Source organism: Nonomuraea sp. SYSU D8015 (assembly GCF_008065375.1).
GTDB lineage: Bacteria > Actinomycetota > Actinomycetes > Streptosporangiales > Streptosporangiaceae > Nonomuraea.
The window spans coordinates 1-20,325 of sequence record NZ_VJYI01000037.1; the positions used below are offsets into that span (position 1 = coordinate 1).

Genomic DNA, 20,325 nt, shown 5'->3' on the forward strand with positions numbered 1-20,325 from the left:
GAGCGCTGACGGGGCGATCAGAGCCGCCCCGGCGCCCTGGATGAGGCGACCGGCCAGCTCGACCCACACCTCGGGGGCGATGCCGGCCGCGAACGAGCCGATGAGCAGGATCAGCCAGCCGGCGCCGAAGAGGCGGCGGGCGCCGAACAGGTCGGACAGGCGGCCGCCGAGCAGGAGGAGCCCGCCGAAGGCGACGACGTAGGCGTTGAAGACCCAGGAGAGGTTTTCCTGGGTGAAGCCGAGGTCTTCCTGGATGCGGGGGAGGGCCACGCCGATGATCGACGTGTCCATGATGACGATGAACTGGGCGGTGGCGATCAGGGCCAGGGCGGTCCAGCGCCGGGGGGATGGTGCGGACATGAGTCTCTCCAGTCAGTAAGCCTTACCCCCGTAGGGTATAGGCGGGTATGCCTGGAGAGATTTATACGGCCAGGGGGTATATGTCAAGCGGCTGTGAGCTGTCTTGAGTACGGTAGGGGGGTATAGTACGTTGAGGCTTCGTTCCTGACGAACATCACTGGAAAGGGTTGATTGACATGGCTACCGCTACCTACACCGTCAAGGGCATGACCTGCGGCCACTGCGTGAGCTCGGTGAAGGAGGAGGTCGGTGAGGTCGCGGGGGTCACCTCGGTGGAGGTGGACCTGGCCAGCGGCCTGCTGACGGTCGGCAGCGACGGGCCGGTCGACGCGGCGGAGATCGTGGCCGCGGTCGAGGAGGCCGGCTATGAGGTGGCGTCTTCGGCATGAACACCGTAACCAGGCTGGGCGCCTATGTCGTGGGGCTGACCGCCGTCTTCGGCGGCGCCCTGGGTGTCGGGAACGCGGTGGGCCAGGTCGGTCCCACCGCCCCGGTGAAGAGGGAGCATGGGACGGCCCACGGACTTCCGGTTCACGGTGACCGGGCCGGACGGCGAGCCGGTGACCGGGTATGAGGTCGAGCACGAGAAGAAGATGCATTTCATCGTGGTCTCGCGGGATCTGGCGAGCTTTCAGCACCTGCATCCGGAGATGGCCGCCGATGGGGTGTGGTCGGTGAAGCTGACGCTGGGGGCGGATCTGCTGGCCGCCGGTGACTACGCGCCGCGGGCGCCGGCCGGGGTGAGCCGCACGGCGACGGTGGACGGCCATACGGTGACGCTGAGCGGTGATCTGGTGCCGGGCCGGTCCAGCAAGCTGACGCTTACGGTGAGCAAGGACGGTAAGCCGGTGACCGACCTGCAGCCGTATCTGGGCGCTTACGGTCATCTGGTCGCGCTGCGGGCGGGTGATCTGGCGTATCTGCATGTGCATCCGGACGACGGTGCGCAGGCGGGCCCGGAGATCACCTTCTATGCCGAGGTGCCCAGCAGCGGCGGCTACCGGCTGTTTGTGGACTTCCAGCACGGCGGTAAGGTCCGCACCGCGGGCTTCACCGCCCGGGCCGGGACCGGCCGCGCTGAGCCGGCGCGCCCTGAGCCGGCGGCCGAGCCGGTTCGAGTTCACCATCGCCCGCGGTGACGGGTCGGGCAACATCTATCTGGAGGCGGCGGCCGGGGTGACGGCGTTCATCCTGGCGGGCCGTTACTTCGAGTCTCGCTCCAAGCGGCGGGCGGGGGCGGCGTCGCAGGCGCTGTCGGAGTTGGGCGCCAAGGAGGTGGAACTGGCCGACGGCCGCCGCGTCCCCACCGGCCAGCTCAAAGTCGGGGACACGTTCGTGGTGCGGCCGGGGGAGAAGATCGCCACCGACGGGGTGGTCGTCGAGGGCTCCTCGGCGGTGGATGCTTCGATGCTGACCGGGGAGTCCGTGCCGGTCGAGGTCCGGCCCGGCGACGGGGTGACCGGGGCGACGGTCAATGCGGGGGTCGGCTGATCGTCAGGGCGAGCCGGGTGGGCGCCGACACGCAGCTGGCGCAGCTGGCGCGGCTGGTGGAGGAGGCGCAGACGGGTAAGGCGGCGGTGCAGCGGCTGGCCGACCGCATCTCGGGCATCTTCGTGCCGATCGTGATCGCCCTCGCCGTGGGCACGCTGGGGTTCTGGCTCGGCACCGGGGAGGGTGCGGCGGCGGCGTTCACCGCCGCGGTGGCGGTGTTGATCATCGCGTGCCCGTGCGCGCTGGGGTTGGCCACTCCGACCGCGTTGCTGGTGGGCACCGGCCGTGGCGCCCAGCTGGGGATTTTGATCAAGGGGCCGGAGGTGCTGGAGTCCACCCGCACGGTGGACACGATCGTGCTGGACAAGACCGGCACGGTCACCGAGGGCCGGATGAGCCTGGTCGCCGTGCACGTGGCCGAGGGGAAGGACCGGGAGGAGGCGTTGCGGCTGGCGGGTGCGCTGGAGCACGCCTCTGAGCATCCGATCGCGCGGGCGATCGCCCGGGCGGCACAGTCGGAGGCGATGGTGGAGGCGAAGGTGGAGGACTTCGCCAACGTCGAGGGGCTCGGCGTGCCGGGCGTCGTGGACGGCCACGCGGTGCTGGTGGTGGCCGATGTGGTCAAGCCGACCAGCAGGGAGGCGATCGCGCAGCTGCGGGCGCCGGTGCTGCTGACCGGTGACAACGAGGCGGTGGCCAAGACGGTGGCGGCGGAGGTGGGCATCGAGGGGGTGATCGCCGAGGTGCTGCCTGCGGGCAAGGTCGATGTGGTCAAGCGGCTCCAGGGCGAGGGCAAGATCGTGGCGATGGTGGGGGATGGGGTCAACGACGCCGCCGCGCTGGCCCAGGCGGATCTGGGGCTGGCGATGGGCACGGGCACCGACGCCGCGATCGAGGCTTCCGATCTGACGCTGGTGCGAGGTGATCTGCGGGTGGCGGCTGATGCGTTGCGGTTGTCGCGCCGGACGCTGTCGACGATCAAGGGGAATCTGTTCTGGGCGTTCGCCTACAACGTGGCCGCCCTGCCGCTGGCGGCGCTGGGCCTGCTGAACCCGATGATCGCGGGTGCGGCGATGGCGTTCTCCAGCGTGTTCGTGGTGAGCAACAGCCTGCGGCTACGCCGCTTCACGTAGGAGATGTCCCCTCTGTGGCCGAAGGCGATCACCGCCTTCGGCCACAACTCACTCAATGGCCCTGGTGGTACTGGTGTATCACCGCATGACCCTTCCCCCGGGAGATCAGCCACTTGTTCACCGGCGTCGTCAGGACGAACGCCACCAGCAAGGCCCCGGCCAGCGACACCCAGAACACCCAACTGGCCAGGCCCGCCTCCATGGCGCCCGGCACGGTCAGCATCACCGCGTTGTCCAGGATCTCCATCACCGCGATGGAGATGGTGTCCGCGGCCAGCGCGACCTTCAACGCGCTTCGGAAGCCGACTCCGGCACGCAGCACGCCACGCATGGTCAGCGCGTAGCCGAACACGAAGGCCAACGCCACCGCCAGCGCCACCGTGGCCAGGTCGGACAGTCCGACGGCCGTGCCGATCACCATGCCCAGCACCTCGCCGATGGCGCAGCCCGTCAGGCAGTGGAGGGTCGCCTGCGCGGCCATGCCCCACGTGGCCGCGGGTGCGGCGGACGAGTGGTCGTGATGGCCGGCGGGGTCGGGGGTCGGATGATGGTGACCGTTGTGGTCCATGATGATCCTCCATAGTAGTGGGGATCACAGTGTACCGGTATGGGGTATAAAGGAAAAAGGGCGCACCGCGAGAGAGAAGGAGCTGCGGGAGCGATGGGCAGCGCTTCGAATGGAGGCGCTGTCACTATAGGGAATAGTAGTCCCGGTGGCAGGCGCGGATGGTGATCAGTCCTGTCGGGAGGGCTCGCAGGTGAGGCGGGGCTCGGCGTCGTACACGGTGTGGAAGCGCTGCTTGCGCACCACCTTCCCGTCCTTCTTGAAGATCCGCCACACGTCGATGGCGAAACCCTCCGCGCCCTCCATGGGGATGCACTCGGGATCCGAGTCGGTGAGGTTCTCGATGGGCTTGATGTTGTAGCGCCCGGAGCTCTCTGACTCGATGTCGTAGCGCTTGGTGCTCCAGAACTGCACGGTGATGGAGGTCCCGGTGTACGACGTCTTGATGAGCACCCCGTACGGCGAGTCGTTGCGCCAACGGAAGTCCGGCTGCGGGTAGGAGACCGTGGATTCGCGGCCGGCCGGGTAGCGGGAGATGTAGAACTGGTGTGCGCGGTGCTGGACGTCCTGGAAGCCGCCGAAGAAGACGGCGTTGAACATGGTGGTCGCGAACTGGGAGACACCGCCGCCCACGTCGTTCACGAACCGGTTGTTGAGGATCATCGGCGCCTCGACGAAACCGCGCGCCCTGTCCCGCTTGCCGACCACGCCGTTGAGCGAGAAGGTCTCGCCGGGCTTGACCACGTACCCGTCGACGATGTCGGCGATGCGGTGGATGTTGGTCACGCGGGGCGCGCAGCACGGGTGGTGGGTGGTGTAGGAGCTGACCCTCTCCTTGACGCCCAGCTTTTTCGCCTGCGCCGTGGTGACGCGGGGTTGCCGCTGCGTGGCGGGCAGCTCGACGCGGCGGCTGCCGGTCGCCACGGCCTGTGAGACGGCCGGACCGAGCGCCTTCATGTCGGCGCCGCGCCCCGCTCGGGAGGGGATGACCTGCGGCTTGCCCTTGACGATCTTGAAGGATGCGTCCTTCGGCGGGGTGATCACCAGCGCCTTGGCGACGTCCGGTGCGATCTTCCCGGCGTTGAAGGACGGGCGCAGGCCGCCCTTGCCGTCGGCGACGAAGCGCAGGCCGGCGGCCAACTGCTCCTTGGACACGGTGGCTTCCTTGCCGCCGCTGGTGAGCGTGAGAGGGGACGCGATCGCCGTACGCGCGGTCGTCGCGGCGGCGCGCCGGACCACGGCGGCGGTGAGCGTGGGAGGCGTCTCCCGGACGTCCAGCTCGACGGACGTCCGGGCGGCCGCGAAGGCCGCCCGCACGGCGCTCGCCGCTGAGTCGACGTCCAGCGTGCGGCCGGGCTTCGGGAGCACGGGCCGCGGCTCCAGCCCCCGGTAGCGGATGCCGCCCTCCACCGGCTTGGTGTCCACGCCCTTGGCCAGGCTCGTGAGCCCGGCGGTGAGCCGCTGCTCGTCCACGGTGACGGCGGGCGGGATCTGGCGGCTGCCGAAGAGGGAGCGGGCGATGCCCGCGGGGGTGACGGCGCCGGCCATCGCGGCCTCGACCGTGGCCCGCGCGTCGAAGCCGAGCCCGAGCTCGGCGGGGGTGACGCGCTTGCGCTCGCCGGCCGCGACCAACGTCAACCGCTGCGCCGACCGCTTGCCCAGTTCGCCTTCGAGCCGGGTGCGGGCGGCCTCGGGGGAGAGGCCGCTGATGTCCACGCCGTCCACGCGGGTGCCCGGGGGGACCTTGCCCGCGAGCGCGATGGCGGGCACGCCGTACGCGAGCACCGCGACGAGGACGACGACGGCGGCCGGAATGAGCACGCGTCGCGAGCGCAGGACGCTCATCACGCCCTGGGAAGGCAGGCGACGGCGAAGCGGGCCGGTACTCATGATCCCCTCGGGTGCGGGGCGGGGCTGCTCGCAGCCACGTCGATGACGTCCTCCTCGGCGTCGATGTCCAGGTCCTGCCCCCGGGGCTATACCATACCCGCCCCATCCTGCTGTCGTCGGCGTAGGGCTTCCCTCATGGGCCGGCAAGGGCGGTTGCCGGTCTCATAGGCGTTCCAGGTCGCCGGTGCGGACGGGGGCGCCGGTGGTGATCGACTCGATGGCGGCGAGGGCGATGGAGAGGGCGGCGCGGGCGTCCTCTCCGGTGACCGCGGGCGGCCGCCCGGTGCGGACCCGGTCGGCGAAGTCGGCGAGCTCGGCCACGTACGCGTCGTGGAAGAGGTCCTGGTCGTAGGTGACGCACTCGGCGGTGGCGCCGCCCGGGCCGTAGGCGGTGAGGTGGGTGCTGCGGATGTCGCCCATGGTGAGCATGCCTGCCGAACCGAAGACCTCGCCGCGCACGTCGTAGCCGTAGACGGCCTGGAAGCTGGCCTCGGCCGTGGCGATGGCGCCGTTGTCGAAGCGGACGGTGACCAGGGCGGTGTCGAGCAGGCCCTGCTCCTTGAAGTCGGGGCGGACCAGGGCGTCGGCCATGGCGAAGATCTCGACGGCTTCGGCGCCCGGGTTGAGGAAGCGCAGGGTGTCGAAGTCGTGGATGAGGGTCTCGAGGAAGATCGTCCACGGCGGCACACGGGCCGGGTCGGCGAGCTTCGGGTCGCGGGTCAGGGAGCGCAGCAGCTGAGGGGTGCCGATGTCGCCGGCTGCGATCTTGTCGTGGGCGGCGCGGAAGCCGGTGTCGTACCGCCGGTTGAAGCCCACCTGGAGCGGCACGCCCGCCTTGCCGGCGGCCGCGATGGCGCGGTCGGCCTCGGCGAGGGTGACGGCCATGGGCTTCTCGCAGTACACGGCCTTGCCCGCCCGGGCCGCCGCCTCGACGAGACCGGCGTGGGTGCGCGCGGGGGTGACGATCACCACGGCGTCGATGTCCGGGTCGTCGAGCACCTCGCCGACGTCGGTCGTCGCCTTGGAGCAGCCGAGCCGGTCGCCGAGGCGCCGCGCGGCGCCCGGTACGGGGTCGGCGAGGGCGGCGAGCCGGACGCCGGGAAGGCGGTGGGCGAGGGTCTCGGCGTGGAAGGAGCCCATCCGTCCGGTGCCGAGGAGGCCGACGGCGAGGGGGTGCCGGGTGGTCATGTGCGTCTCCGTAGCTGAGGTTCAGAGGGTGAAGGCGGAGCGGAAACGTTCCAGGGCGAGGTCGCCGTCGCGGGAGGCCCACGCCTCCATCGCGACGGTGCCGTCGTAGCCGAGGCCGGCGAGGGCGCGGGCGACGGCCGGGTAGTTGATCTCCCCGGTGCCGGGCTCGCGGCGGCCGGGCACGTCGGCCACCTGGATCTCGCCGATCAGTCCGAGGGTGTGGGCGCGGCGGACCAGCTCGATGAGGTTTCCCTCGCCGATCTGCGCGTGATACAGGTCGAGGTTCATCCGCAGCCCCGGCCGGTTCACGGCCGCGACCAGGGCGAGGGTGTCGGCGGCCGTCGCGAACGGCACTCCCGGGTGGTCGACGGCGGTGTTGAGGTTCTCCAAGGTGAAGACCACGCCGGCCCGCTCGCCGAGCTCGGCGAGGCTCGTGAGCGTGCGGTACGCGGCGATCCACATCGGGCCGGTGGCCGCGGTGGTCACCGGCGTCACCGGCAGCCCCTGGGCGTCGAGGCCCGTGCCGTGCAGGTTGAGCCTGGGGCAGCCCAGCCGCTCGGCGGCCCTGATCGACTCCTCGGCGGTGCGGAGCAGCTCCGCCGCCCCGTCCAGGTCCGTCAGGCTGCCGCGGAGGTAGCCCGTCATCGAGGAGAACGCGGCCCCGGTGCGCTCCAGGGCGGCCAGGTCGTGCCGGCTCCAGTCCCAGATCTCGACCTGGAACCCGGCGTCGTGGATGCGCCGCGCCCGCTCCTCGACCGGCAGATCCGTGAAGACCATCTCGGCACAGACCGCCAACGTGTACATCCGTCACCTGCTCTTCTATAACGTTCTAGTTCTCCAGTAGTAGGCCAGCAGGTGAGTGGCCTTGTCAAGGCTTCGTGGCTCACCGGACTAGAACGTTGCAGTATGGTGGAGCAGCGCGTTCGCGCCCGGACGGGGAGGTGGGTGAAGCGGTGGCACCGACCGCCGGTGGCTCGGAGGGAAAGCGGCCCACCCTCGCCGACGTCGCGGCGCGGGCGGGCGTGTCCACGGCGCTGGTCTCCATCGTCATGCGCGGCGCCAAGGGCGCCAGCGACCGCACCCGCGAGCACGTGCTGCGCGCGGCCAAGGAGATCGGCTACCGGCCCGACGCCCGGGCGCGGCTGCTGCGCAGCAGCCGGACGCGGCTGCTCGGCGTGCAGTTCGGGCTTCAGCACCCGTTCCACGCCGATCTGGTGGAGGGCATCTACGCGGCGGCCGAGCCCGCCGGTTACCAGATCGCGCTCAGCGCCGTCGCGCCCAGCCGCGGGGAGCGGCATGCCGTGGAGACGTTGCTCGCCGACCGCTGCGAGGCGCTGATCCTGCTCGGCCCGCAGGCCCCCGCCGCACGGCTCGCCGAGCTCGCGGCCCAGCTGCCGGTCGTCTCCGTGGCCCGGCGGCTGCGCCGGACGGCGGGCGTGGACGTCGTACGGACCGCCGACGACGAAGGCGCCCGCCAGGCCGTCGACCACCTGGTCGCCCTCGGCCACCGCGACATCGCCCACATCGACGGTGGCACGGCGCCCGGTGCCGCGGATCGGCGCCGGGGGTATCGCACCGCGATGGGCCGCCATGGGCTGTCCCGCCATGTCCGGATCCTCCCGGGCGGGCTGACCGAGGAGGACGGCGCGGCGGCCGCGCGCACGCTGCTCGGCGCCGGTGCCGCGCCGACCGCGGTTCTGGCCTTCAACGACCGGTGCGCCACGGGCGTGCTCGACACGTTCCTGCGTGCGGGCGTGGCGGTTCCAGGGGAGGTCTCCGTCGTCGGCTTCGACGACAGCCACCTGGCCCGGCTCGCGCACATCGACCTCACCACCGTCGGGCAGGACATCCCACGCCTGACGAGCCTGGCCGTCGGACGGGCCATCGAGCGGCTGGAGGGGGAGCCGGCCGCCGAGACGGAGATCGTCGTCGCGCCGCACCTCGTGCCGCGCAGCACCACAGCTGCACCCGCGGCGGGCCGTGGCCCCGCACCCGGCTGACCGTTGCTTTGGCGCCCGGCTGGTGCCGGGTCTCCTGCGTCCTGCGGGCCCTCCCTGAGCCTGGTGGGGGTGCGCCGCTGGTGTGGGTGACCTGCGTTCGCCGTGGTCGCAGCGTGGCGCTACGGAATGCACGGGGCGGGAGCGGACGGACGTCGCCCGCCCGTCGTGCGCCTCGGGCCTCCGGCCAGGCCGCTGACGTGACGGCGTGGGCCGGGCCGCGGTTCCGGGCGTGAGGCATCGTGGGGGAGAGGGCTCGCGGCCCCGGGGCGCGGCGGGATGGTCGCCTACCCCGGGGGCGAGCGCCGCCGAGGAGGGCGAGGGGTCTCCTCGGCGGACGTCTTTCTCCGGCCGGCGCGTTCGTCCGGTCCGGGGCGGGCGTCAGTCGTTCTGGGGGAAGCCCAGGTTGAGGCCGCCGTGGCTGGGGTCGAGCCAGCGGGAGGTGACGACCTTGCCGCGGGTGAAGAAGTGCACCCCCTCGGTCCCGTGCGCGTGCGTGTCGCCGAACAGGCTGTTCTTCCAGCCGCCGAAGGAGTAGTAGGACACCGGCACCGGGATCGGCACGTTGATGCCCACCATGCCGACCTCCACCTCGTTCTGGAAGCGCCGCGCCGCCCCGCCGTCGTTGGTGAAGATGGCCGTGCCGTTGCCGTACGGGTTGGCGTTGATCAGGTTCAGGCCTTCGTCGTAGGACTTCACGCGGACGACGGACAGCACCGGGCCGAAGATCTCGTCACGGTAGATGGACATGTCCGGCGTGACGTTGTCGAACAGGGTCGGGCCGAGCCAGAAGCCGTCCTCGCCGCCGTCGAAGTCGCCCTCCCGGCCGTCCACGACGAGGGTCGCGCCCGCGGCGACGCCCTCCTCGACGTAGCCGGCCACCTTGTCGCGGTGCTGGCGGGTGACGAGCGGCCCCATGTCGCAGCCGCGGGTGCCGTCGCCGGTGCGCAGCTTGCTCATGCGGTCCTTGATCTTCTCGACGAGCTCGTCGGCGATGGTGTCGACGGCGACGAGCGCCGAGATCGCCATGCAGCGCTCGCCGGCCGAGCCGAAGCCGGCGTTGACGGCGGCGTCGGCGGTGAGGTCGAGGTCGGCGTCGGGCAGGACGAGCATGTGGTTCTTGGCGCCGCCGAGCGCCTGGACGCGCTTGCCGTGCGCGGTGCCGGTCTCGTAGACGTACCGGGCGATCGGGGTGGAGCCGACGAACGAGACGGCCTTCACGTCGGGGTGGGTGAGCAGCGCGTCCACGGCCTCCTTGTCGCCGTGCACGACGTTCATGACCCCGTCGGGCAGGCCGGCCTCGGACCACAGGCGCGCCACGGCGACGGCCGCCGAGGGGTCCTTCTCGCTGGGCTTGAGGATCACCGCGTTGCCGCAGGCGATGGCGACCGGGACGAACCACAGCGGCACCATGGCGGGGAAGTTGAACGGCGAGATCACGGCCACGACGCCGAGCGGCTGGCGGATCGAGTACACGTCGACCCGGGTGGAGACGTTCTCGCTGAACCCTCCCTTGAGCAGGTGCGGGATCCCGCAGGCGAACTCGGCGACCTCGAGCCCCCGCGTGACCTCCCCGAGCGCGTCGTCGAGGACCTTGCCGTGCTCGGCCGTGATGAGCGCGGCGATCTCGTGCTTGCGGGCGTTGAGCAGCTCGCGGAAGGCGAACAGCACCTGGGCGCGCTTGGCCAGCGACGCGCCGGCCCAGCCCGGCCAGGCCGCCTGGGCCGTCGCGACGGCGTCGCCGACGAGCTCGGCGGAGGCGAAGTCCACGCGACCGGTGACGGCGCCGGACGCCGGGTTGTGGACCTCGCCGGTGCGCTCGGAGACGCCCTCCCAGGAGCGGCCCCCGATGAGGTGGGTGATGCGGGTGGTCAACGTAGTCGTCCTTCCGGGTCGCGGGGCGATGGGCTCACGCCGTCCGTTCTTCCTCTGCTTCCATGACGGGCGGGAGGTCGGGCGCCTCGACCTGCCCGTGCTCGACCGCGGCGGGCGCGGCGACCTTGCCCGGGTCCGCCCCGCTCAGCTCGTGGCTGAGCTCCTGAAGCTCCTGCCCGCCGGCCATCTCGGCGGTCAGCTGCTCCAGCGACAGCTCGTCGCGGTGCGCGTCGAGCACGACCCGGCCCAGCTTGAGCACCACGAAGTGGTTGCCGACGAGGTAGGCGTGGTGGGGGTTGTGGGTGATGAAGATGACGCCGAGGCCGGCGTCGCGGGCCTTGACGATGTACTTGAGCACGACGCCGGACTGCTTGACGCCGAGCGCGGCGGTCGGCTCGTCGAGGATGATCACCCTGGCCCCGAAGTAGATGGCCCGGGCGATGGCGATGCACTGGCGCTGGCCGCCGGACAGCCCGCCCACCGGCCGGTCCAGATCGGGGATGACGATCCCCATCTTGGCCAGCTCGTCGTGGCAGATCTGCTTCATGCGGTCGATGTCCAGCACGCGCAGGGGCCCTCGGCGGATCTCGTTGCCGAGGAAGAAGTTCCGCCACACCGACATCAGGGGCGCGAGCGCGAGGTCCTGGTAGACCGTGGCGATCCCGGTGGCCTGCGCCTCGCGCGGCGAGCCGAAGCGGCAGGGCTCGCCGTCGACCTTCATGACGCCGTCGGTGTGGTCGTGCAGGCCGGAGACGATCTTGATCAGGGTGGACTTGCCGGCGCCGTTGTCACCGAGCACGCAGGTGACCTCGCCCTGGCGGACGCGCAGGCTGCAGCCGCGCAGCGCGTGGACGTTGCCGTAGCTCTTGCCGATGTCCTCGAGCTCGAGGATGGGAGTGGCCGCCACGCTCATCGCAGGTCCGCCTTCCTCTTGACGTACACGTTCACGATGGTCGCCAGCAGCAGCATCACGCCGAGGAAGGCCTTGAACCAGTCGGGGTTCCACCCGGCGTAGTTGATGCCGAGCTGGGTCATGCCGAAGATCAGTGCGCCGACCGAGGCGCCGACCACCGAGCCGTACCCGCCGGTGAGCAGGCAGCCGCCGATCACCGCGGCGATGATGAAGATGAACTCCTTGCCGACGCCCTCACCCGACTGGACCGTGTTGAACTGGAACAGCAGGTGCATGCCGGACAGCCAGGCGCAGAACCCCACGGCCATGAAGAGGCCGATCTTCGTGGCCCGCACCGGCACGCCGATCGCGCGGGCCGCGGAGGCGTCCCCGCCGACGGCGAAGATCCAGTTGCCCACCTGCCTGCGCAGCAGGATGTGGGCGGCGACGACGGTCAGCACGACCCAGTAGAGCACCGTGATCTTCAGGTTGATCGGGCCGAGCGAGATCTCGGAGCCGAACACCTGCTGCGCGCTGGCGAAGCCATCCATGTCGGAGATGTCCGCCGTGGCGACGTTGCCGGTGAGCAGCCGCGTGACGCCGAGGTTGATGCCTTGGAGGACGAAGAAGGTGCCCAGCGTGACGAGGAAGCTGGGCAACCCTGTTTTGAACAGCAGCCAGCCGTTGAACGCGCCGACGGCCAGGGAGAGGGCGAGCGCCAGGAAGACGCCCACCCAGACGTTGAGGCCGAAGTTCCAGGCGAGCAGGGACGCGGCGAGGCCGGAGGTGGTCACCGCGACGCCCGCGGACAGGTCGAACTCGCCGCCGATCATGAGCAGCGCCACCGGGACGGCCATGATGCCGATCGTCGAGGCGCCGTAGAGGATCGTGCCGATGTTGGCGACGTTGCGGAAGGGCACCGCCACCAGCATGAAGAGCGCGAAGATCACGATCGCGCCGACGAGTGAGCCGACCTCGGGCCGGCTCAGCATCCGCGCCGCGAGCGAACGGGTGGCGACCCGGTCGTCCCGGATCGCCTCCGCCCTGCTCGGCTCGGTAGCCGCAGCAGTCATGTCATCTCACCTCGTGCCCTTGGCGGCGAACTGCTCGACGGCGGCGACGTTGGTCTTGTCGATGAACGCCGGGCCGGTCAGGGTCGCCTGGCCGCCGCCGATGGTGTTGCCGTTGTTCTTGTAGAGCCACAGGCTGTCGACCGCCAGGTAGCCCTGGAGGTAGGGCTGCTGGTCGACCGCCCACTCCACCTGGCCGTTCTTGATGGCGCCCACCAGCTCCTCGTTGGTGTCGAAGGTGACGACCTTGGCGGAGCTGTTGGCGTCCTTGACCGACTTGACCGCGGTCAGCGCGAACGGCGCGCCGAGGGTCAGCACCCGGTCGATGCTGGAGTCCTGCTGGAGCTTGGAGGTGATGGCCGACTGCACGCTCGGCATGTCGGTGCCGGTGACGTAGATCTTCTCGGTGTCGGGGAAGGCCGACTTGGTGCCGTCGCACCGGGCCTCGAGGCCGACGTGGCCCTGCTCCTGGATGACGCACAGCGCCTTCTTCGCGCCGTCGGCCTTCAGCCGCTCGCCGGCCGCCTCGCCGGCGATCTTCTCGTCCTGGCCGAAGTAGCTGAGGACGCCCATGCTCTTCCAGCTGTCGATGCCGCCGTTGAGCGCGGTGACCGGGATGCTGGCCTTCACGGCCTTCTCCACGTTGGCCTTCATGGCGTCGGGCTTGGCCAGGGTGACCGCGATGCCGTCGACCTTCTTGTCGATGGCCGACTGCACGAGGTTGGCCTGGTTCGCGCCGTCCGGGTCCGACTGGTACTGCAGCTCGATGTTGCTCTTCGCGGCCGCCGCCTCGGCGCCCTTGCGCACCAGGTCCCAGAAAGTGTCGCCGGGGGCCGCGTGCGTGATGAACGCGACCGTCATCGTGGGCGTGCCGCTCGCGGACGCGGGCGCGGCCGACTCGCTGGTGCTCTGCTTGCCTCCGCTGGAGCTGCACGCGGCCAAGGAGAGCGCCGCCACGGTGCTGGTCACCAGCACGGCGAATTTGGATGTGCGGGCCACTGTTCTCTGCCTTTCGTCATCCGCCGCCTGGAAGGGACGGATCGGGGGTGGTTTGGTGCTGTTTCGGTGTGATGTGCCGCCGGCGCCGTAAGCACCGGCGGCATGTCCCCGCACCCCCCTGTGCGGGAAGGTCAGTGGGACCGGACCCCGTCACGGTCCCGTCCGGTCGGGCGGCGCCACGTGCGGGCGCTGCGCGGCCTTGCTCGCCGTGTACGCGTCATAGGCACGGCGGGTGCTGTCGAGCTCGCTGACCTGGCTGACCGGGACGTCCCACCAGGACCCGCTGTCCGGGGCGTGCACCATCGGGTCGGTCTCGACGTGGATGACGACGGGGCCGCCGTCCGCCGGAGCCGCCTTGGCGTCCTTGATCGCCTGCTCGAGCTCCTTGCGGTCGCGTACCTCGATCACGGTGGCGCCGAAGCTGCGGGCGCTGGCCGCGAGATCGACCGGCAGCCGGTCCCCGTCGAGGCGGCCGGTGGTCTCGTTGCGGTAGCGGTAGCTGGTGCCGAACCGCTGCGAGCCGAGCGACTCCGAAAGCGAGCCGATGGAGTGGAAGCCGTGGTTCTGCACCAGGACGACGATGATCTTCACGCGTTCCTGGACGGCGGTGACCAGCTCGGTCGGCATCATCAGGTAGGAGCCGTCGCCTACCATGACGAAGACGTCCCGGCCCGGGTCCGCCAGCCGCACGCCGATGCCGCCGGGGATCTCGTAGCCCATGCAGGAGTAGCCGTACTCGACGTGGTAGCCCTTGCGGTCGCGGACCCGCCACAGCTTGTGCAGATCGCCCGGCATGGAGCCGGCCGCGCACACCACCACGTCCTCGGGGTCGGACAGCTCGTTGACGCAGCCGAGCACCGTGCCCTGGGTGAGCACGCCGTCGGCGAGCGCGTCGGTGACCTCGGCCGGCGGGTTGTGGGCAGCCTCCACCGCCGCGTCCCACTCGCGCCACAGCGCGGCCTGGCGGTCGCGGTAGGCCGCGTCCACCTGATGGCCGTCCAGCGCCGCGGTGAGCGCCGTCAGGGCCTCCCGGGCGTCGGCCACCACCGACAGGCCGGCGAGCTTGCCGGCGTCGAAACGGGCGACGTTGATGTTGACGAAGCGCACGCCCGGGTCCTGGAACGCGGTGCGCGAGGCGGTGGTGAAGTCGCTGTAGCGGGTGCCGATCCCGATGACCAGGTCGGCCTCCGCGGCCAGCGCGTTGGCGGCGGTGGTGCCGGTCGAGCCGACCGCGCCCATCGCCTGCGGGTGGCCGTGCGGCAGGGAGCCCTTGCCGGCCTGGCTCTCGCCGACCGGGATCCCGGTCGCCTCGCAGAACGCGCGCAGGGCCTCCTCGGCGCCGGAGTAGTGCACGCCGCCGCCCGCCACGACGAACGGCCGCCGGGCCGCGCGGATGAGCGCGGCGGCGTCGGCGAGGTCGGCGGCCTCCGGCAGCGGCCGGCCGATCCGCCACACCCGCGGGGCGAACAGCTCCACCGGCCAGTCGAACGCCTCGGCCTGCACGTCCTGCGGCAGCGCGATCGTCACCGCCCCGGTCTCCACCGGGTCGGTCAGCACCCGCATGGCGCCGAGCAGCGCCGAGGGCAGCTGGTCCGGCCGGTTGACCCGGTCGAAGAAGCGCGACAGCGGGCGGAAGGCGTCGTTGACGGTGACGTCGGCCGCGTACGGGACCTCCAGCTCCTGCAGCACCGGCGTCGCCACCCTCGTCGCGAACGTGCCCGAGGGCAGCAGCAGCACCGGCAGCCGGTTGACGGTGGCCAGCGCGGCCCCGGTGAGCATGTTCGTCGAGCCGGGGCCGACGGACGCGGTGCACGCCCAGGTCTGGAGCCGGTCCTTCTGCCGCGCGTACGCCACGGCGGTGTGCACCATCGCCTGCTCGTTGCGGGCCAGCACGTACGGCAGCCGGTCCTCCTGCCCGGCGAGCTCGTCCTGCAGCAGGGCCTGGCCGAGACCGGCGACGTTGCCGTGGCCGAAGATCCCGAAGCACCCGGCGAACAGCTTCTGGCGGCGGCCGTCGCGCTCGCTCCATTGGGCGGCCAGGAAACGCACGACGGCCTGGCTCACGGTGAGCCGCACGGTACCTGATGTCGCCGAGTCCGCGACCCTGGTGGCGGTCATCGGGGTCCTCCCATCGGCAGTCGGGGATCGGTGTCCTGCTGCGCCCACGTCCTGCGCACCCAGCCGTGGGCGGGGTCGTCGCAGATCAGCCAGGCCCGGCTCGCGCCGGGGCCGGCCATCACGTTGAGGTAGTAGAGGTCGTAGCCGGGCGGGGCCATCGCGGGACCGTGCCAACCGTGCGGCACGAGCACGACGTCGCCGGTGCGCACCTCGGCGAGCACGTCGATGGGGCGCTCGGCGGTGCCGTACACGCGCTGGTAGCCGATCGGGTCCGCGCCGTCGGGCGCGCCCGGCTCGGCCCGCACCTCGAAGTAGTAGATCTCCTCGAGCTCGGTCTCCACGCCGTCGCGCTCCTCGTCGTGCTTGTGCGGCGGGTAGGAGCTCCAGTTGCCGGCGGGTGTGATGACCTCGCACGCGATGATCGAGTCGGCGTCGAGCACCTGCGGCACCCCGAAGTTGCGCACCTCGCGCGAGGCCGTGCCGGCGCCGCGCAGCTCGACGGGCACGTCGCCCGCAGGCAGGTGCCGGAACGGCAGCGGCTCGGCCCGCTTGGCCGCCTTCGCGCCGCAGAGGGCCACCTTCGCCGGGCCCTCCCCGGTGGTGACCGTCAGGTTCGCACCCCGCGGGACGTAGGCGACGTCGGAGGGTCCGGCGAACACGCTCTCCCGCCCGGCGAGCCGGGCCTTGTGGTGCTGCCCGGCGTGGTCGGCCGCCGTGACGTCCACCCCGCCGCTCAGGGGCACCACGATGATCTCGTTGTCCCCGGTGGCCAGCTCCACCTGGGCGAACGGCTCCAGCGTGGCCACGCGCAGGCTCGTGTGGGCCCACCCGGGCACGGCATCGGTGATCGACACCTGGAAGGCGCCCTCGGCGGCCGTGCCGTACGGCCGGACCCAGCGCCCGTTGTCGTTCATGATCCACTCCCGTGCACCAGGGCAGAGGCGATGTCCACGGCCGCGGCCACGTCGCCGTCCGGCGGGAACAGCAGCGCCCGACCCACGACCAGCCCCCGCACGGCGGGCAGGTCCAGGGCCCGCTGCCAGGAGGCGTACGTCTCGTCGGGATGGCCGGTGGGGTCGCCGCCCAGCAGCAGGGTCGGCAGCGTCGTGGCGTCCATGACGCGCTCCAGCTCCTCGACCACGGGGAGCTTCAGCCAGGTGTGCTGGCTGGTGGCGCCCAGCCCGGCGGCGATGTGGATGGAGGTGATGGTCGAGTCGGGATCGAGCAGGTTGTGCACCCGCCCTTCATGGCGCACCGACAGGAACGGCTCCACCATCGCCATGACGCCGTGCGCCGCCAGCTCGCTGACCGCCCGGCCGCTGGCCTCCAGCGTGGCCGCCGTTCCGGGGTCGTCCAGGCAGATGCGGGTGAGCATCTTGCCGCCCTCCAGACCGCGGGCGACGATCTCCTGCGGGGTGTAGGCGGTGAAGCGGTCGTCCAGCTCGAAGACCGCGCCCTGCAGGCCGCCCCGGTTCATCGACCCGATCGCGACCTTGTCCTCCAACGCCCCCATCAGCAGCAGGTCGTCCAGGATGTCGGGCGTGCCGAGCACGCCGTCCACGCCCGGCCGGGACAGCGCCGTGGCCAGCCGCTCCAGCAGGTTGCTGCGCGAGGCCATCGCCTGCCGGTCCGACCGCACGCCGAGCGCGCCGCGGGCCGGGTGGTCGGCGGCCACGATGAGCAGCCTGCCGTCCACGCCCACCAGGTCGCGCCGCTTGCGGGCGGACCAGCCTTCGGCGATGCGGCGGGGCTCGCGTACCCGGATCTCCGTCAGATCCGCGATGCTCGGACGGCTCGACGTCTGGGTCATCGTCCTCCCTCCAGCATGGCCTCGACCTCGTCTTCTGTAGGCATGGCGCTGGAGCATTCCAGCTTGCCGGCGACGATGGCGCCGGCCACGTTCGCGAACCGCAGGATGCGGGTCAGGTCCCAGCCGTTGAGCAGGCCGTGGACCAGGGCGCCGCCGAAGGCGTCGCCGGCGCCGAGGCCGTTGACGACCTCGACGGGGAAGGGTGGCACCTCGACGCGCTCGCCGGCGGTCGCGGCGAGCACCCCCTTGGGGCCCTGCTTCACGATCGCGAGCTCCACGCCCCGCTCCAGCAGGGCGTCCGCGGCCCGCCGCGGGTCGGTCTCGCCGACGGCGACCTCGCACTCCTCGCGGTTGCCGACCGCGACCGTGACGTGCTCCAGCGCCTTGCCGACCTGCGCGCCGGCCTCGCCGGGGTCGGGCCAGAACATGGGCCGGTAGTCGAGGTCGAGCACGGTGTGCGCGCGGCGGCCGCGGGCCTCCCAGGCGGCGAAGTGCGCCGAGCGAGACGGCTCCTGCGACAGCCCCGTGACGGTGGCCCAGAAGACCCCGGCCTCGCGGACGGCGTCGAACGGGATCTCGTCCGGCTCGATCATCAGATCGGGGGCGATCGGATAGCGGTAGAAGTACAGCGGAAAGTTGTCCGGAGGGAAGATCTCGCAGAACGTCACCGGTGTCGGCGGGCCGTCGACCTCGCCGGCGAAGGCGTCGTCCACGCCGAAGCCGCGCAGCTCCCGGCGGACGTAGCGGCCGAACGGGTCGCGGCCGGTCCGCGTGATGATCGCCGAGCGGCGGCCGTACCGGGCCGCGGCCACCGCCACGTTGGTCGCGCTGCCGCCCAGGAACTTGGCGAACCGCTCCACGTCCTCCAGGCCGACGCCGTGGTCGAGCGGGTAGATGTCCACCCCGCACCGGCCGATGGCCACCAGGTCGTACGCCGCCATCAGGTCCCCGCCTTGGCCACGGTGAGCAGGTGCTCGACGCTCGCCCGGACGTCCGCGGCCGGATCCGGCCCGTCGCCGCCCGCAGCGGGCGCGCCGGTGAGGATGGTGTCCTGCTCCAGCACGTACCAGCCGGTGTAGCCGTGGCTCTCCAGGGCGGAGACGATGGCCGCGATGTCGACGTCGCCCGCGCCGAGCGGGACGTACATCCCGCCGGCCACGGCCCCGGTGTAGGTCTCCTCGCCGGCCTGGACGCGCCGCGCCCAGTCGAGCCGGACGTCCTTGAGGTGGACGTGGGCGATGCGGCCGGGGTGCTCGCGGGCGACCGCGACCGGGTCGCCGCCGCCGATCAGCAGGTGCCCGGTGTCGAGGCACAGGCCCACGCGGCTGCCCTCCAGCACGCGGGCGGTCTCCTCGCCGCTCTCGATCATGGTGCCGACGTGCGGGTGGAGCGTGGCGACGAGGCCTCGGGCGGAGGCGGCGCCGGTGATGCGGTCGAGGTTGCCCAGCAGGGTGGCCCAGCCGGACTCGTCGAGGGCCGGGCGGTCGTCGTAGCCCTCCCGGCCGGTGGCGGCGGCCAGGACGACGGTGGAGGCGCCGGCCGCGACCAGGCCCTCCATGGCCCGTTCGACCTCGGGGAGCGGGTCGTGGCCGGGGTCGTGCAGGACGACCGGGACGAACTGGCCGACCGCCTTCAGCCCGTACCCGGCCAGGGTCGCGGCCTTGGCCTGCGGGTCGTCGGGGAGGAAGCCGTCGGGGCCGAACTCGGTGGCGGACAGGCCCAGCTCGCGCATCTGGCGCAGCACGGTGTCGGGGTCGAGCTGATGGCCCCAGCCGGGGACCTCGCAGACCCCCCACGAGATGGGGGCACCGGCGATGCGGTCGGCCACGGGAGTGCTCACTTGTCGATCCCTTCGATCTCGGAGAGTGCGACGGGCCTGCGCTCGGCCCGGGACAGCTCACACGCCTCCGCGATGCGGAAGGCCTCGAGCGCGTCGCGGACCGTGCAGGGGGAGGGGAGCTCGCCGCGGACGACGTCCGCGAACGCGGTGAGCTCGGCCTGGTACGCGGGCAGGAACCGCTCCATGAACGACCACTTCTGCGGCCCGCGCGGGAAGTCGACGCCCTCCTCCGCCGAGCGCATCGCCAGCGAGTGGTCCAGTCCGACGGCGATGGCGCCCTTCTCGCCGTGGATCTCCATCCGGACGTCGTGGCCGCCGCCGTGGTAGCGGGTCGAGGAGACCAGGACCATCGTGCCGTCGTCCAGGGTCAGCAGGGCGGCGCCGGTGTCGACGTCTCCCGCCTCGGCGAAGAAGGGCGCGCCCTTGTTGGCGCCCGTGGCGTAGACGGTGGCCACCTCGCGCCCCGTGACGAAGCGGAGGATGTCGAAGTCGTGCACGTTGCAGTCGCGGAAGATGCCGCCGGAGGTCGGGATGTAGGCGGCGTGCGGCGGGGCCTGGTCGTGGGTGTTGGCCCGGATGGTGTGGACGAATCCGAGCTCGCCGGAGGCGACCGCCGCCTGCGCGCGCCGGTATCCGGCGTCGAAGCGGCGCTGGAAGCCGACGTGCACCGGCACGCCGGCGGCCGCGACGAGGTCGGCCAGGTCGATGGTCTCCTTCAGGGTGGCCGCCACGGGCTTCTCGCAGAAGGCCGGCACCCCGGCGGCGACGGCCTGGCGCAGCAGCGGCGCGTGCCCCGGCGTGGCAGTGGCGATCACGAAGCCGTCGACGCCCGAGGCCAGCAGCGCCTCGGCGTCCGGAGCCACCTCGAGGCCGAGCTCGGTGGCGACGCGCTTGGCGGCCTCGATGTCGGAGTCCGTCACGACCAGCTCGTCGACGTAGTCGAGAGCGGCCAGAGTCTTGGCGTGGAAGGCGCCTATCCTTCCGACGCCCGCGAGCCCGATGCGCATTCGCGTCCTGTCCAATTCACGTCGTTGGGTCGTCTCACGCCGTGCCTCATCCCTGGTCAAGGGCCACCCGGCGATGATTTGAAGCCTGCC

At 71.7% G+C, this 20,325-nt stretch carries 18 protein-coding genes and 1 pseudogene; 4 read left to right on the forward strand and 15 right to left on the reverse strand.

The features are described 5' to 3' along the window. On the reverse strand, positions 1-360 hold a 360-nt coding region (locus ID574_RS55265; protein ID WP_188197133.1), incomplete at its 3' end, for an MFS transporter. A 176-nt stretch (positions 361-536) separates the two neighbouring features. Here ID574_RS55265 and ID574_RS55270 point away from each other — a divergent pair. The 3 genes and pseudogenes from ID574_RS55270 to cadA all read left to right on the forward strand — a co-directional run. Further along, the gene (locus ID574_RS55270; protein ID WP_188195916.1) at positions 537-749 is read left to right on the forward strand and encodes a heavy-metal-associated domain-containing protein; all 213 of its coding nucleotides are present in this window, start codon (positions 537-539) and stop codon (positions 747-749) included. A gap of 117 nt (positions 750-866) precedes the next feature. Beyond that, positions 867-1,499 (forward strand): hypothetical protein, encoded by a 633-nt coding sequence (locus ID574_RS55275; protein WP_336245663.1) that lies wholly within the window; start codon positions 867-869, stop codon positions 1,497-1,499. Continuing rightward, positions 1,474-2,984, forward strand: a pseudogene (cadA, locus tag ID574_RS55280) (cadmium family heavy metal-translocating P-type ATPase); the annotation flags it as partial. The gene ID574_RS55275 and the pseudogene cadA, both read left to right, overlap by 26 nt. Positions 2,985-3,036: 52 nt before the next feature. Here cadA and ID574_RS55285 read toward each other — a convergent pair. The 4 genes from ID574_RS55285 to ID574_RS55300 all read right to left on the reverse strand — a co-directional run bounded on the left by ID574_RS55285 (position 3,037) and on the right by ID574_RS55300 (position 7,431). After that, positions 3,037-3,552: a DUF4396 domain-containing protein gene (locus tag ID574_RS55285; protein ID WP_188197134.1), complete on the reverse strand. Its 516-nt coding sequence runs from the start codon at positions 3,550-3,552 to the stop codon at positions 3,037-3,039. Positions 3,553-3,717: 165 nt separating this feature from the next. Next, a complete protein-coding gene (locus ID574_RS55290) occupies positions 3,718-5,439 on the reverse strand; it encodes a VanW family protein (protein ID WP_188197135.1) in 1,722 nt (573 codons plus the stop codon). Between the two features lie 162 nt (positions 5,440-5,601). Continuing rightward, complete coding sequence (locus ID574_RS55295) at positions 5,602-6,627, reverse strand: Gfo/Idh/MocA family oxidoreductase (protein WP_188197136.1); 1,026 nt, start codon at positions 6,625-6,627, stop codon at positions 5,602-5,604. Between the two features lie 21 nt (positions 6,628-6,648). Next, a complete protein-coding gene (locus ID574_RS55300; protein ID WP_188197137.1) occupies positions 6,649-7,431 on the reverse strand; it encodes a TIM barrel protein in 783 nt (260 codons plus the stop codon). Positions 7,432-7,580: 149 nt separating this feature from the next. On the opposite strand from ID574_RS55300, the gene ID574_RS55305 reads away from it, so the two are divergent. Next, a complete protein-coding gene (locus tag ID574_RS55305; protein ID WP_188197138.1) occupies positions 7,581-8,627 on the forward strand; it encodes a LacI family DNA-binding transcriptional regulator in 1,047 nt (348 codons plus the stop codon). Between the two features lie 378 nt (positions 8,628-9,005). Here the strand turns inward: ID574_RS55305 and ID574_RS55310 are convergent, their stop codons facing one another. From ID574_RS55310 to ID574_RS55355, 10 genes are all read right to left on the reverse strand, one after another. Next, complete coding sequence (locus tag ID574_RS55310; RefSeq protein WP_188197139.1) at positions 9,006-10,499, reverse strand: CoA-acylating methylmalonate-semialdehyde dehydrogenase; 1,494 nt, start codon at positions 10,497-10,499, stop codon at positions 9,006-9,008. Positions 10,500-10,533: 34 nt separating this feature from the next. Beyond that, positions 10,534-11,412: an ATP-binding cassette domain-containing protein gene (locus ID574_RS55315; RefSeq protein WP_188197140.1), complete on the reverse strand. Its 879-nt coding sequence runs from the start codon at positions 11,410-11,412 to the stop codon at positions 10,534-10,536. Continuing rightward, positions 11,409-12,464, reverse strand: coding sequence for an ABC transporter permease (locus ID574_RS55320; RefSeq protein ID WP_188197141.1), 1,056 nt, complete (start codon positions 12,462-12,464; stop codon positions 11,409-11,411). The genes ID574_RS55315 and ID574_RS55320 overlap by 4 nt, the downstream gene beginning before the upstream one ends. A gap of 6 nt (positions 12,465-12,470) precedes the next feature. After that, positions 12,471-13,460, reverse strand: a complete 990-nt coding sequence (locus ID574_RS55325; RefSeq protein ID WP_188197142.1) for a sugar ABC transporter substrate-binding protein — start codon at positions 13,458-13,460, stop codon at positions 12,471-12,473. A gap of 150 nt (positions 13,461-13,610) precedes the next feature. Further along, entirely contained in the window at positions 13,611-15,578 is a 1,968-nt protein-coding gene (iolD, locus tag ID574_RS55330; RefSeq protein ID WP_188197143.1) for a 3D-(3,5/4)-trihydroxycyclohexane-1,2-dione acylhydrolase (decyclizing), read from the reverse strand. Then, positions 15,575-16,492, reverse strand: coding sequence for a 5-deoxy-glucuronate isomerase (gene iolB, locus ID574_RS55335; RefSeq protein ID WP_188197144.1), 918 nt, complete (start codon positions 16,490-16,492; stop codon positions 15,575-15,577). Before iolB ends, iolD begins: the two co-directional genes overlap by 4 nt. Beyond that, positions 16,489-17,388 (reverse strand): class I fructose-bisphosphate aldolase, encoded by a 900-nt coding sequence (locus tag ID574_RS55340; RefSeq protein WP_188197145.1) that lies wholly within the window; start codon positions 17,386-17,388, stop codon positions 16,489-16,491. The genes iolB and ID574_RS55340 overlap by 4 nt, the downstream gene beginning before the upstream one ends. Next, positions 17,385-18,329 carry a 5-dehydro-2-deoxygluconokinase gene (gene iolC / locus ID574_RS55345; protein WP_188197146.1) on the reverse strand — a complete coding sequence of 315 codons (945 nt, stop codon included), beginning with the start codon at positions 18,327-18,329 and terminating at the stop codon, positions 17,385-17,387. The genes ID574_RS55340 and iolC overlap by 4 nt, the downstream gene beginning before the upstream one ends. Continuing rightward, positions 18,329-19,228 (reverse strand): TIM barrel protein, encoded by a 900-nt coding sequence (locus ID574_RS55350; protein WP_188197147.1) that lies wholly within the window; start codon positions 19,226-19,228, stop codon positions 18,329-18,331. The genes iolC and ID574_RS55350 overlap by 1 nt, the downstream gene beginning before the upstream one ends. Beyond that, entirely contained in the window at positions 19,225-20,235 is a 1,011-nt protein-coding gene (locus ID574_RS55355) for a Gfo/Idh/MocA family protein (protein WP_188197148.1), read from the reverse strand. Before ID574_RS55355 ends, ID574_RS55350 begins: the two co-directional genes overlap by 4 nt. Positions 20,236-20,325: the final 90 nt, after the last annotated feature.

What these genes read in the sequence shown, in the direction of transcription:
- ID574_RS55290 (WP_188197135.1), bottom strand. Translation starts at nt 5,439, where the DNA reads ATGAGTACCGGCCCGCTTCGCCGTCGCCTGCCTTCCCAGGGCGTGATG.
- ID574_RS55275 (WP_336245663.1), top strand. Translation starts at nt 867, where the DNA reads ATGGGACGGCCCACGGACTTCCGGTTCACGGTGACCGGGCCGGACGGC.
- iolC (WP_188197146.1), bottom strand. Translation starts at nt 18,329, where the DNA reads ATGGCGGCGTACGACCTGGTGGCCATCGGCCGGTGCGGGGTGGACATC.
- ID574_RS55285 (WP_188197134.1), bottom strand. Translation starts at nt 3,552, where the DNA reads ATGGACCACAACGGTCACCATCATCCGACCCCCGACCCCGCCGGCCAT.
- ID574_RS55320 (WP_188197141.1), bottom strand. Translation starts at nt 12,464, where the DNA reads ATGACTGCTGCGGCTACCGAGCCGAGCAGGGCGGAGGCGATCCGGGAC.
- ID574_RS55340 (WP_188197145.1), bottom strand. Translation starts at nt 17,388, where the DNA reads ATGACCCAGACGTCGAGCCGTCCGAGCATCGCGGATCTGACGGAGATC.
- ID574_RS55355 (WP_188197148.1), bottom strand. Translation starts at nt 20,235, where the DNA reads ATGCGCATCGGGCTCGCGGGCGTCGGAAGGATAGGCGCCTTCCACGCC.
- iolB (WP_188197144.1), bottom strand. Translation starts at nt 16,492, where the DNA reads ATGAACGACAACGGGCGCTGGGTCCGGCCGTACGGCACGGCCGCCGAG.
- ID574_RS55315 (WP_188197140.1), bottom strand. Translation starts at nt 11,412, where the DNA reads ATGAGCGTGGCGGCCACTCCCATCCTCGAGCTCGAGGACATCGGCAAG.
- iolD (WP_188197143.1), bottom strand. Translation starts at nt 15,578, where the DNA reads ATGACCGCCACCAGGGTCGCGGACTCGGCGACATCAGGTACCGTGCGG.
- ID574_RS55270 (WP_188195916.1), top strand. Translation starts at nt 537, where the DNA reads ATGGCTACCGCTACCTACACCGTCAAGGGCATGACCTGCGGCCACTGC.
- ID574_RS55300 (WP_188197137.1), bottom strand. Translation starts at nt 7,431, where the DNA reads ATGTACACGTTGGCGGTCTGTGCCGAGATGGTCTTCACGGATCTGCCG.
- ID574_RS55295 (WP_188197136.1), bottom strand. Translation starts at nt 6,627, where the DNA reads ATGACCACCCGGCACCCCCTCGCCGTCGGCCTCCTCGGCACCGGACGG.